Source organism: Pseudoalteromonas sp. A22 (assembly GCF_018141345.1).
Classification (GTDB): Bacteria; Pseudomonadota; Gammaproteobacteria; order Enterobacterales; family Alteromonadaceae; genus Pseudoalteromonas; species Pseudoalteromonas maricaloris.
This window is the reverse complement of sequence record NZ_CP047237.1, coordinates 29,787-43,190: the sequence shown is the minus strand read 5'-3', so window position 1 is coordinate 43,190 and position 13,404 is coordinate 29,787. Positions and strand designations below refer to the sequence as shown.

Annotated in this window: 10 protein-coding genes; all 10 read right to left on the bottom strand. The window is 42.7% G+C overall.

What is annotated here, in order from left to right; all coding sequences use genetic code 11:
* Positions 1–21: 21 nt before the first annotated feature.
* Positions 22–1,137, bottom strand: a complete 1,116-nt coding sequence (asd, locus tag GSF04_RS00145; protein ID WP_211856973.1) for an aspartate-semialdehyde dehydrogenase — start codon at positions 1,135–1,137, stop codon at positions 22–24.
* A 444-nt stretch (positions 1,138–1,581) separates the two neighbouring features.
* Complete coding sequence (locus GSF04_RS00140) at positions 1,582–4,269, bottom strand: TonB-dependent receptor (RefSeq protein WP_211856971.1); 2,688 nt, start codon at positions 4,267–4,269, stop codon at positions 1,582–1,584.
* A gap of 77 nt (positions 4,270–4,346) precedes the next feature.
* On the bottom strand, positions 4,347–6,017 hold the full coding sequence (locus GSF04_RS00135; RefSeq protein WP_211856969.1) for a hypothetical protein: 1,671 nt from the start codon (positions 6,015–6,017) through the stop codon (positions 4,347–4,349).
* 191 nt (positions 6,018–6,208) lie between these two features.
* The gene (locus tag GSF04_RS00130; protein ID WP_211856967.1) at positions 6,209–7,519 is read right to left on the bottom strand and encodes a CDC27 family protein; all 1,311 of its coding nucleotides are present in this window, start codon (positions 7,517–7,519) and stop codon (positions 6,209–6,211) included.
* A 21-nt stretch (positions 7,520–7,540) separates the two neighbouring features.
* Complete coding sequence (locus tag GSF04_RS00125; RefSeq protein WP_010378710.1) at positions 7,541–8,146, bottom strand: energy transducer TonB; 606 nt, start codon at positions 8,144–8,146, stop codon at positions 7,541–7,543.
* A 9-nt stretch (positions 8,147–8,155) separates the two neighbouring features.
* Positions 8,156–8,566, bottom strand: a complete 411-nt coding sequence (locus GSF04_RS00120) for a biopolymer transporter ExbD (RefSeq protein ID WP_010378708.1) — start codon at positions 8,564–8,566, stop codon at positions 8,156–8,158.
* A gap of 22 nt (positions 8,567–8,588) precedes the next feature.
* A complete protein-coding gene (locus GSF04_RS00115; protein WP_211856965.1) occupies positions 8,589–9,116 on the bottom strand; it encodes a MotA/TolQ/ExbB proton channel family protein in 528 nt (175 codons plus the stop codon).
* Positions 9,117–9,118: 2 nt separating this feature from the next.
* The gene (locus tag GSF04_RS00110; RefSeq protein ID WP_211856963.1) at positions 9,119–10,486 is read right to left on the bottom strand and encodes a MotA/TolQ/ExbB proton channel family protein; all 1,368 of its coding nucleotides are present in this window, start codon (positions 10,484–10,486) and stop codon (positions 9,119–9,121) included.
* 14 nt (positions 10,487–10,500) lie between these two features.
* Positions 10,501–11,250: a DUF3450 domain-containing protein gene (locus GSF04_RS00105; protein ID WP_211856961.1), complete on the bottom strand. Its 750-nt coding sequence runs from the start codon at positions 11,248–11,250 to the stop codon at positions 10,501–10,503.
* 249 nt (positions 11,251–11,499) lie between these two features.
* Complete coding sequence (locus tag GSF04_RS00100) at positions 11,500–13,389, bottom strand: methyl-accepting chemotaxis protein (protein WP_211856959.1); 1,890 nt, start codon at positions 13,387–13,389, stop codon at positions 11,500–11,502.
* Between the last annotated feature and the right edge of the window lie 15 nt (positions 13,390–13,404).

Below are 13,404 nucleotides of genomic sequence, written 5' to 3'. Positions count from 1 at the left end.
CGCCAACGGCGCCTTTAGAAATTAACCTGTAATGATCCTTAACATTCTACGAAGTGGCTCTGCCGCCCCCCATAAAAGTTGATCACCAACAGTAAATGCACTGATATATTTTTCACCCATTGTGAGCTTTCTTATCCTGCCTACAGGAATACTCAGTGTGCCAGTGACATTTACAGGAGTTAGCTCTTTTGCCGTAATATCACGCTCATTTGGAATGACACGAACCCATTCATTATGTGCCGCTAGAATTTCCTCTATTTCTTCGACGCTTCGATTTTCACGTAACTTGATGGTGAGCGCTTGTGAATGACAGCGCATCGCGCCAATTCGTACGCACAATCCGTCGATAGGAATAGGCTGCTTTGACGAGCCAAGGATTTTGTTTGCTTCTACTTGTGCTTTCCATTCTTCTTTACTTTGACCAGACGGCATTGGAACGTCAATCCATGGAATTAAGCTGCCGGCTAACGGCACACCAAATTGATCTTGTGGTAAAGATTCATCTTTGATTTTTTCTGCCACTAGCTTATCGATTTCTAAGATGGCTGAACTTGGGTCGTCGAGTTGTGCTTTAACCGAGCTGTGGATCTCACCCATTTGATTGATGAGTTCACGCATATTTCTCGCGCCTGCACCTGATGCCGCTTGATAGGTCATTGGGCTCACCCACTCTATTAAGTCTTGCTCGAATAAACCACCAAGCGCAAGTAGCATAAGAGAAACCGTGCAATTACCACCGACAAAGGTTTTTACACCTTGTTCAAGACCTTGTTGAATGACATCTTTGTTGACAGGGTCAAGCACAATAATACTGTCTTTTTCCATTCTCAGTGCTGAGGCTGCATCTATCCAATAGCCTTCCCAGCCCTGTTCACGCAATGAAGGATATACAGATTTGGTATAATCTCCGCCTTGGCAGGAGATGATAATATCCATTTCGCTAAGCGATTGAATATCGCTTGCGTCTTGAAGCGGCTTTGGCTCACCACCGCCTTTAACAACGGGGCCGAGTTGACCTGCTTGTGAGGTAGTAAAGAAGTGTGGATCAATGACATCAAAGTCATTTTCTTGCAGCATACGCTCCATTAGCACGGAGCCAACCATTCCACGCCAGCCGACGAGTCCTACTTTTTTCATGTTATGTGCCTTAATTCTTGATTATACGGATCATTGCGTGAGTCGTATGTCTAGATGGCTACCATAGCAAAAGAATACGCGGTGGACTAGCTAGAAATTAGGAATTTAATAAATAAAAAACCCCGCATGGCGGGGTTTGGATACAACATGTAAAGGTTGTCCTAATTAAACGCATTTGCGTCAACAAGAACTCGGTACGAAACGAGCTATGGTTTTGTTTTTAAAGCTCTTAAATAATGTTACTGGTTAAATATGACAAGTATATTAACAACCTAGTAACCTACTGAAGTATTTGGATATATTTTTATATATAGACCAACTATACACAAAGTTACAGAACTTAGTCCATGAAATAATGAATTAGTAGGAAAAAATATCTCGAAGATTGATAAAGATCAAAAAAGCCAAGGCTGACCTTGGCTTTGGTTAAAGCTTAGTTGTTCTTTAGAACTCGTAGCTGTAGCTCAGGCTAACAGAGGTACCGACATCTTTTTGTCGCACCACTACGTCAGATTGAGTTACTTCTTGATCTTCATTTAGCAAGTTCTTGACTTTAAATTTAACTTTAGAGTTAAAGTCGGGATACCAAGTATATACTAGGTCAAGTGAGTGGAATGGTTGCTCATAAGCATCATCTCTACCGCCGATCCCTGAAGCCAAAATACGCTCACCAAAAACGTTATACACTAATGAACCACTGTGTTGACCATCAGCAGAGTCATAGTTTAATTGCATATTAACTACATACTCTGAGTGACCCGTCATACGCTTCGTTGGGTTGGTTAAGTTACCAGCACGAGCAGGATCTATCGATACTTCAGAATCACTCAGGGTGATGTTACCTGACGTAAAGAAGCCACTTGCAAGGCCCGATAAGTCGTATAACCATTCGGCTTCAATACCGTATACTTCACCTTCCTCACCGTTTACGAAGGTTGCTGTATAGTCTTCATCACCAACGCGCAAGATAGTTTCTATTGGCGCTGTAATATCTTTATAGAATGCCGCAACTGAGAAGTTATCGCCATTATCCATATAGTATTCAAAGCGCGCGTCATAGTTTTTCAGGTCGCTACTCTTAAGGCCAGCTACACCGAAGGTGCGAATATCGGTTAATGGATCATAGTAGGCAACCGGTACTAACTCACGTAAGTCTGGACGTACAGTGGTTTCACCATAACCAAAACGTACTTGATAGTTACCGTCTGAAAGATACGTTAGCGATAGTGCGTTAAAGAAGTTATCTTCGTTAACGGTACCAGCTAAAATGCGCTCTTCGTCGTAAATCGTTTCCATTGTTACGCGGTCGAAGATCAGACTCGATGTCGCAAGTGACACTTGTTTAAAGTCTTCGTAACGAATACCACCACTAATACGCCAGGTATTGTTGAAGAAGATATCAAACTCACCATAGCCCGCATCAATCTTTTGAGCTGCGATATAATCGTCTGCCGCTGGTGCCTGAGGTTCATTGAAGGTTAACAAGAAAGTGTTGTTGTTCAAAAACTCATCGTCAAGATAACCCGATAATCCATAGATCTCAGATTCATCAAAGTTTACTGGAATGGATATGCCACTTTTGTTATTTACAACGAAGTTACTGGTATTGTAAACACGCGCTCTATCCATAAAGTCGTAACCACCTTTAAGGGTAATTTCTATGCCCTCGAAGGTTAACGGTAAGGTGACATTACCGCTGTAAGACTTAACGTTGTCTTCCATGTCTGTAAAAGCGTACGTTATACGGTTATCATCACCGGTAACGATGGAGTTTTTATAAGAACCGTCTTCGTTATAGTTATCAATAAACTTAAAGTCGATTTCTGTTGGAATATCGGTTTGCGCTTTTGACTCTGTATACTGCCAGTCAAAGCCTATCCCCCAGTAATCGAGGAACGTGTGTTGACCAATCACTTGGTCGATATCCAATGTGCGTTCTTCGTAATCAAACTGATGTGAACGCTGTGCAGCGCCCGTTCCTGCGATTGTTCTAACGGTACTGCCGTTAGGACTTTGTAACACGGAAAATTCTGATTCGGTCTCGTTATCTTCGAGATAAATCTTAGAATAAGTAATGCTATGCTGATCTAAGCGGTAACCGATATTGAATACACCATTTAGGCGTTCAGTCTCAGTCGTTACTTTAGATTCTTTAAGTGTCACATAACAGGAATTGGCTGTGTCTTCTGCGGTTTCTAGTTTTGAAGTACAGTTTTCAGCTAAGGTGTCGTCAATAACGCCCGTCGTGCGGTCGCTATAATTCCAATCGTTGTCATAGGAACCCGCAAGCATAAAGCCTACCGTGCCGCCTAACCAATCTTCTTGGAAACTATTGCCAATGTTGGCTTTTACATCAAAGTTTGGATCTAGGGACTCTTCTTTGACTTGAATATCGCGAGGAAGTGATGACACAAAACCTTTGATCACGTCAATTGCTTGATCCGCACGTGTTAGTCCGTCTTTATCTTTGAACCCGTTTTTGTCTACAACTTCACCGATGTCAAAGTTACCACGATATCTTACAACTGCATCTTGTAGTACTTGAGGTATACCTTCCGCGGTTCCGCTGTAGGTAAAGCCTTTATCAGAATTAAAGTTTTGGCCAATACCTACCTCAATACCTGCGGTGAACTCCGATGGTACAGACTTAGTACGGATATCGATGTTACCACCACCGAATGCAGCAGGCATTGACGGAGAATAAGCTTTTTGTACCGCTAGACTTTCAATAATGCTTGCTGGAAAAATATCGAGTGGAATAACGTTTCGGGTTAAGTCCGGGCTCGGTACTGCGGCACCATTCAGGCGAGCACTTGAGTAACGCTCACCTAGGCCACGAACATAGATAAACTTGCCGTCAACTAACGTAAGGCCGGTAACACGACGTAGCGCGGATGCTGCATCACTATCACCTGTTCTAGATAGCTGCTCTGCGCCTAAGATATCCGCAACGAAGGCTTGGTTTTTACGTTCTTCAATTACCGCCGCAGCACTACCTTGCAAACGAGTACCTACCGCAACAACTTCTTCGATTGCCTGTTCTTCTTCTGCAACGCTTGGTAGAGAAGTTGCGACTGTGAGTGCCGTACTGATGGCTAAAGCAACTTTTTTAAATTTCATTTGAGTATCCATATGCAATCCTGCCAAAAATCATAAAAAAGGCGCAATGACTGCGCCTTAATTGTAATAACTAAGGTCATTACGGATAATTAGTCAGCGTTTGAAGCCTCAATTGCTTTCTTAACCCACTGATACCATTCAGAAGATGTATCTTTATCAGATACCGCACCAATGTAATCAACAGTCGTGAAGAAGTTATCATTTAGGCTGCTTAGGTCGTTTGCTTCAACAGTGATAGCGGTAGAGCTTGAATTTGTTGAGAAGCCGTCTGCTGCAAGTACGTCAGCTGCACCGTTTAGAATTTGGTTAGAACCTGCGTTAACAAACCAGTCTTCTTTACCTTCACCTGCAGGTAATGGGTCAGAACCATTTTTAAAGTTTGCTGCACAAGCAAGTACAGAGCTTACATAGTTAAGCGTATCGGCTTCAGCGTTTGCCGCTGCGTCTGGGTCTTTGAATTCTAGACATTCAGTGCCATTCGAAGCTGATGATTTAACTACTAACGCGTTGTAATACATACCACGGATTGCATCGTCAAACTTCATGCCTTGTGATTCGTCATCATCACGGATAGAGTTACCATCAGTCGTTATCACAGTTACGTTTGCGAAATTAAGCGTAGATGCTGGCGCTTGGCTATAATCAGGGCCTGCTGCTTTTTCACCATCGGTTTCAAAACCGTTGTTACCCATGAAGCCTTCTGTGCCTGCAGGGATTAGTACCGCGTCGCCGTTATCATCAGCATAAGTAACGTCACGCTTTGTTTGAATCGTACCGTGTTTAACAACAATAAACTGACCTTTACCTTGCCAGCCCGCATCAACGTCGATACCATCATCTTGAGTATCTGTTACTACGATATTTTTGATGTTTGCAGCACCACCGAAGAATTCGATACCATCGTCAAAACCTTGGTGAATGTGAAGGAATTCGAAGCTTGAACCAGAACCCACAGCATTCAGTGTTAGTGAGTTTAAGTCGTCCCCAGGGCCGCCATCACGAGGACCAGAACCTGCATACCAAATGTGCGCATATTTGATTTGACCGCTGCTATCTGCATTGTTTTTACCGCCATAGTAGCTTGTTACACCTTCAGAATCTGCATTACAAAGGTTGCCATCGCGCTCTGCATCAGTACATTCGTTTGTGATACCAAAACCGTTAACCATGATACCACCCCAGTCAGCAAACTGTGGACCGATACCTGCTAGGTTAAATGCGTCAAATTCTGCTGCTGAAGTGAAACGAATTGGATCAGCTGCAGTACCAACTGCGTTGATTTTCGCACCACGCGCGATACGAACAACTGACTCACCAGAAGTGAATGCCATTACTGCACCTGGCTCTACAGTTAGTGTTGGACCGTTTGCCTCGATTGTACAACCTGTTGACGTGTTACAATCTTTACCGATTAAAAGTGCACCTTTGAATACGTGAGCGCCACCATTCTCAAGCTTTTTGAATGTCACATCAGCTTGTACTTCTAGTGATTTAGAAGCAAAGTCAGTGCCGTATACACAGTGTGGTGCTTGGAACGTACCTTGAACTTCAGTGCTTCCTACAGCGCGAGTTGTACAAGGGTTAGTTGTGCCAGTATCGCCACCTGTATCACCGCCTGAATCGCCATTGTTTGTTGTATTGTTTGAATTGTTAGTGCTGTTATCGTTTACAGTAGGTGTAACTTCGATGTCACCACCACAACCAGTAAGTGCCATAGCAGCGACGATTGCAGAGACTCTGAAGAGGTTTTTTAGTTCCATTGCTAACTCCAATAGTAGACTTTTAAAAAATTATTTTTTTACTGTGTTTAAATGATGTGACTAAATTAATGGGGTTTTATTACACGAAGATTACACAAAATGATTGTAATTAAATCTTCATAATAAAAATTGGAACTTTTAAAAATAAAAAAACCGCCCGAAGGCGGCTTTGGTGTTGCGATTATAAAATATTATAATAAAGCTTGTTTTAATGTTTCAGCATGAACTTTTTCTCGCTTCACATATTTAATCCATTGTTTAGCGAGGTTTGCTGATTTTTTGTGCTTTTCAGCTTGTTCGAATGCCAATATAGAAGCATCAAAGTTTTGCAGGTTAAACTGTGCCATTCCAAGTGCAACATAGGCGTTAGACTCAAACGTTAAATCGCCTTTATTGAGAGCAAGTCGGGCGTGATCTGCGGCTTCATCATACTTTTCAAGATTTAAGTAGATCTCTGCAAGTCTCTGATCTAAATTACCATGTTCAACTTTTTCAGTTGCTGCTAGGAAGAAAGGTAGTGACTTTTTATCTTCTCTTGCTTGAACGAAAGCTTCTGCGATAAAAGTTAAGTTTTTGGCGCTGTCTTCAACGACACCTGCTTTTATTCCGTTATCGAGTGCTTCCGCTGCTTTAAAAGGCAAGGCGTTCATTAAATAGACTTGAGCAAGTTGCATATAATCAGATTTTGATTTTATAAAGCCCCTTTGCTTCGCAGTTTCAAATGTTGCAAGCTGTTTTTTCTCGGCACCTATCTCACCGTACATACCACCAAGCTGGATCCAGTATTGTGGTTTGTCATAAAGGGTAACCATTTTCTCTAAAACATCCGCTACTTTTTTCGGCTGATTTAATGAGTAATATATCGCACGTTGAAGAACTAACCAGTTTTCTTTTGGAAGTTCACCGTCGGCTTCAACTAAATCAATCGCAGTATTTATATTGTTTATCGCATCATTATATTTTTTTAGTTGATATTGTGCTTGCGCCTTTAAAATATAAAAGTTACTTTTTGGAGCCTGCGTATTAACTTCTTTCCACTGATCAAGGAATGATAATGTACTTTCAAAATCATTGTTTGCCATGGCCAATTGAGCCAAACTAAATGTCGTAGAAAGACGCAGGGACTCAGGAATAGATTCTTCAGCAATAACTGCTTTGAAAGATTCGATGGCCTTGTCGAGCTTGTTCTCGTTGTAATAAATAAAGCCATAGAAGTTATACATCATTGCCACTTCGTAGCTATTCATACTCGAAACGCGTTCTTTCACCGAATCTAATGCGGCGAGGCCTTCTGCAACTTGCCCATCGTCTGCAAGTTTTTGCGCGCGGGCCAGTTGACTATACACTTTTTCGCGTAGCGCGGGCACACGCTTGGTTTTAGTTTCTGAGTCAGCATAAGCCGTTGCCAAATTAACATTTGGTATGACCGATATGAGACTCGGCGCTATTAAACCTGTGCTAAATAACGCACTTATTAACGTAATTTTTTTTAACATTTTCATAATCGCAATCCTTAATGACCGTTAGCCATTAATTTGAAATGAAATCTTATTTTGAACACCCGCAACTTCAACCGGTTCACCGTTTACTACGCGAGGTTTGTATTTAAATTTCAATGCCGCATCAAGCGCTGCTTGGTCAAAGATTGATTCCGGTTCGGCGCTTACTACAACTGGGTTTCTCACAGTGCCTTGTTTAGTTACAATGAACTCAACAATCACATATCCCTCAATTCCGCGTGATAACGCACGTCTTGGATATACCGGTGCAACTTTCACGATTGGTAGATATTCACCATCACTGGACTCAAGTGCTAAACCACCCGCCAAATCTACGTCAGCGTCCACATTGGCACTGAAATCAAAGTTGCCGCCTGTTGCGTCAAGATTGTTATTCTGTGTTTGTGGTGCATCCATTGGTGGAGGCGGCTCTTTAGGTGTTGGTGGCTTTTGTGGCTTACGCTCTTTTTTCTCCACCGTCTCTTCTTTTTTAAGACGGACGAAATCTAGTACTTGTCCTTTTACAGGATCTGTCATTGCTCCTTCCCCTCCTTGGATAAGCGCTTGCATACCCAAGAAAAGGAAAAAGGTAACTATGCCTGCAATTACTAAAGCAATTAAGTAACGCATGGTATGTTCCTATGACTCCTGTGCGGCAATCGAAACATCAAATGCGCCAGCTGCGCGTGATGCATCCATTACTTTAATTAGCGTGTCAGTAGTTGCCTTTTTATCAGCTTGAATAACCACACTACCCTGCGGATTCTCCGCTTTAAGACGCTCAATGTTTGCTTGAACTGCACGGATGTCTACTTGGCGTTTGTTAATCCAAATTTCACCAGTATCTGAAATTGCAACCAGGATATTGGCTCTTTGCTTTTTCACTGCGGTGGCCGCTTCTGGGCGGTTAACATCAATACCCGCTTCTTTAACGAAAGAGGCCGTTACAATAAAGAAGATAAGCATGATAAATACAACGTCCAGCATTGGCGTCATGTTGATTTCTTCTGCTTCTTCTTCTTGGAATACTTTTGCAAGTGGTGCTCTCATAATTCTTTCCTCACACGACCGATTAATGGTCTAGTAGCATTTTATCTTCTAACAACTCAACTTCACGCTTGGCTTTACGCTGAAGGTAGGTCGATGCAAATACACCCGAAAGCGCGCCAACCATGCCTGCCATTGTTGGGATAGTTGCTTTTGATACCCCAGATGCCATCGAACGTGCACTGCCTGACCCGGTGATCGCCATTACATCAAATACTTCAATCATGCCGGTTACCGTACCTAGGAGTCCTAGTAAAGGACACAGTGCCACCATGACATTTATATATGGTAAGTTGGCGTTGAGTTTGATCCCCACGCGAGAGATAGTTGCTTGTCTTATCTGCTCTGCGTTCCAACTGTTACGCTCATTTCGAGAGTTCCAAGCTTTTAGGACTTCGTTTTTGTAGCCTCTGTATTTACCGAACACAAACATGAAGCGCTCGAGAATAAGTAGCCACATGGCGAAGGTTACGAAGCCGATGACCAGGAGAACCTGGCCACCTGTATCAAGGAATTCACGTAAAGCGTTAATTGCATCAAGCAATAAAACCACGATTACGCTCCTTTCTCGCTACGCTCTGCAATGATCCCCGCGCTCTGCTCTTGAAGAATAAGGAGCAAGTTACGAGAACGTGTGTTTAGTAGTGTGTAAAGGAATACGGTTGGGATAGCGACAACCAGACCAAGTACGGTAGTTACAAGGGCCTGAGAAATACCACCAGCCATGAGTTTAGGGTCGCCCGTACCAAACAAGGTAATTGCTTGGAAGGTGTTGATCATACCGGTCACTGTACCTAGTAGACCAAGTAGAGGTGCTACGACTGAAATAATTTTGATTAAAGTTAGGTTACGAGTGATCTTTGGCATCTCACGAAGGATTGCTTCGCTTAACTTAAGTTCTAGCGTATCGTAAGCCACATCTGGGTATTGCTCTTTCACTTTCATCACACGACCTAGCGGGTTGTCGTCACGGGCAACACTATCTTTAAGCTGACGGTTGATTTTAGAACCCATCAACATGAGTGATACAAAACGCTCAATTGCAATAAGTAGTGCCAGTAAACCAACACCTAGGATCACATAACCTACCGCGCCACCTTGGTGTACTTGTTCTTCGGTATTTGGCGCTTGTACTAGTAGACCGAGAATTGAACCGCCTGTTGGGTCAAGGGCAAAATCAACAGAACCAGTCTTCGCATTTTGTAATTCACCTGCAGTTGAGGTGAAACGAGACGCTGGCTGACGAGTCAGTTCAGAAAGTGTTTGTGTTTCGTTGTTGTAAGTCAGGTATTTACCATCAGCGATTAAGTTGAATGCACCAACGCGAAGCACTTCTTTATTTTGCTTGGCACCACCGGCTACGATAACTTCGGTATTAAAGCGCGACACTTTACCTTGTTCTGTCATTTCACGTTGCATCTCAAACCAGACTTTTTCAATGTCTTCGATTGATGCTAGACGTGACGTTGAGCCCATCTTTTTCGCAAGCTCAGTCATGTAATCATCACGACCTTTAATTTCAGCTGATACAACTGAAGTTGCGAACTTATTTGAACTATCTCCAGCTACTTGTTGAAGCACACCGAATAGCTCTTTTAATGTACCCATACGCTTGCTAAGCGTGTCACTTAGGTTGGCCAGTTTAATTTCGTTTTCTTCGAAATTGGTTTCTAGACGTTCAGATTTAGCCAATGCTTGGTTACGTTCACCCGTTAACGCATTCAACATTTGGATTTGGTTGTTTTGCTGAGCTTTGAACTCGGCTTCACGTTGTTTGTTTTGCGCTGTTTGTGCGGTTTGCCCTTGTTCTAAGGTTTTAAGTAGTGAATCTAAATCTAATACTTGTTCAGCATGCGCAGATGCGGTTAACGCAAGTGTTGTTGCGAAAATAGCGTGTTTAGTGAATTTTTGTACGAATTTCATAGTGGTCTCACCTATTACTCTGCAGCCTGAACTGGAAGCGTTAACATGTCAGGTGCTAACTGCTTACGTGCGATGCGAATGCCTTTATTGATTTGGCTGATGTTGGTATCTGGTAATGCGTCAAAAGCGTTACTGTCTTTGTTCCAAAAACCAGCTTGGCTGCCATCTTTTGTGACATAAAGCAGCTCAAGACGACCAATTCGTAGGAAATCTACTTCACGTTCTTGTCCATTCACGTCAAGTAATGAGGTGTAAGCTTCGATAGTACGTCCGTAGTCCACTTCAACTTGGTAAGCTTCAAGTACGCGGCGGAACTTTTCGCTTGATGAAATATCAGCACGGTCCATCAAGTTAGTTAACTGAGTAATACGCTCAGCACGCTCTTTAGGAAGGAAAGGCACGTCTAATTCAACGAACTGTTTCAGGCCTGTGATCATGCGCATCATGAGAGGTGTGATTTGACGCTCGATCACCGAAACTTGGTCCATAGAGGTGTTAATTGCCGCCATTTCGTCAAGTTGGTTTTTGATTTGTTTTTCTAATTGAGCGTTGTAAACAGATAGGCCGTCGATTTCTTTGTTCAACGTCTTGAACTTTTGCAAACGAGACTGCATATCGTCTGCAATACCATCGATTTTCCCTTGAGACTTTAATGCAGATTCATTGATAGCTGCACTTTTGTCCATCGCTTGATTTAATTCTGTTGCTCCGGCTGAGGCCGTTGCTAGCATACCTGCTATAAGCAAGTGGTTAACGCACTTCATCGCATACACCTTATAAATTATTGCTAGTTGCTAAAAAACTGGGTGCAGTCTAATTACGAAAAATGACAACCATGTTGCGCAACTAATACACAAATGTGACAGCTGTCATTGAAATTACATTAATCAATTAACTTATTGGTTTTAATGGGATTTTGTTGGTTAATAAGATGTTGCAGGTGTTTTGTGTCATAAAAGGATCACAAAAAAGCCGCTTTTGTTAAGCGGCTTTTAAGCATTATTGGAATGGCGTTAGACTCTAAACTTGAGCACCATTTGTTCTAATTCGTCGAACTGTAGTTTCAATGACTTACACTCTTCAAGGGTTGCGGTTAGGTTATTACTGCCTTGCAGGCTGAGGTCACTAATATGATGAATGTCGCTATCTAATGTTTGGATAACGGTGTTTTGCTGGTGTGTGGCGCTGGCAACTGCATGGTTAACGCCGTCTATGGCATCAATCGAATTGCTTACCTCTTGCATTTTAGTACCAGAAGCATTAGCTCTATCGGCGCTTCTCGCTGAGTCTTCTAAACTTGCTTTCATTACAGCCACAGCTGAAGCCGAGCCTTGTTGTAGTTGAGCAATAGTGCTTTCGATTTCTTGCGTTGACTCTTGCGTGCGCTGTGCCAATTGCCTTACTTCATCGGCAACGACAGCGAATCCACGCCCAGCCTCACCTGCCCTAGCGGCTTCAATGGCTGCATTTAACGCCAGTAAATTGGTTTGTTCGCTAACTCCTTTGATCACTTCAAGTACTTGCCCTATGCTGCCTGAGAGTTTATCTAACCCGTCCAGCGTGTCTTGTGCCTGAGACATTTTTTGTGTCAGTGAAGCGATTTCTTCGATATTTTGAGTGAGTGAATGTTGGCTTTCAACAGAAAGCTTGTTGGCATTACTGGCAAGTTCTGAAGCATGGGTTGCATTGTTTGAGATCTCTTGTGCACTTGAAGAAAGCTCGTTGATGGCTGTCGCGACGCTATCGGTGCGCTTGGACTGATCTGTATACATAGATAAGGTATCTTGCGTTTGTGCAACCAAACTATTCACCACGTTTTCAAGTGTTACTGTAGTATTTTTTACCTGCGTAATTGAGGCATGAATTTTGTCGATAAACTGGTTGAAATAATCGGATAACTCGCCAAATTCATCTTGGTTCTCTACGACTAATCTACGAGTAAGGTCACCTTCACCTTGGGCGATGTCTTTGATGGCTGCGTTGAGATTGTACATTGGGCGCATCAGATACTTGAGCAATAGTTGTAGCATCACCACAATCGCAATCACGCCAAGTAGCATATAGATAGCAGCCATATTTCTAAAAGAAGATACGGACGAATAGGCAATTTCTTTATTAATGACAACGCCAAGATACCAGTCGACATTTTTGATGCCTTTCATTTTTACAAATGAAACGAGCTTTTCTGTGCCATCAATTTCAAGCTCCGTGAAATCCCGATTTAATGACAGGCGTTTACCAAACAGCGCTGACATCGGCTTGTCATTCAGTTTAGTATCTGGATGACTGAGTATTTTACCGCTTTCATCAAGTAAAAAACCGTAACCAAACCCTAAAAAGTCAATTTCGTTGATGATTTCTGTGATGGTTGACATGTCTATGTCCCCCCCAGCAACACCTGCAAATCGGCCTCCCTGTTTCACCGGTACAACGGCAGAAATAGTGAATTCGTTGGTGGTGACGTCAATATAAGGTGCGGTAAATGCGGTATCTTGTTTTTGCTCCGCGAGCTTGTACCAAGGGCGGCTAGTCGCATCAAAATCAGCAGGAAGTTGGATACTTGGATCGTCCAACACAAATGTACCATCTGGCGTGCCAATGAAAACGTTTTTGAAATCCCCCGCAGTGTCTGCGGTTTGTAACCGTCTTCTTATCTGTTCAGTGGAGTCATCAGCTCTATGTCCATCAGCAATCGAGACCACGATTTCAAGTCTGTCATTGAGCCAATTTGCGATATTTTGTGAAACCGAGCTGGAAATCTCTTGTAAAACCAAGGTAAGCCGAGCTTGAGTTTGGTCTCGCATAACGAGAAAGTTGTTTACGGTAAATAAGCCGAGCACAATCACTAACACAAGGGAGGCTGCTACGGTTACTTTGGTTGTGAACTTTAGCGCTTTAAACATCATGATCCTGTTGAA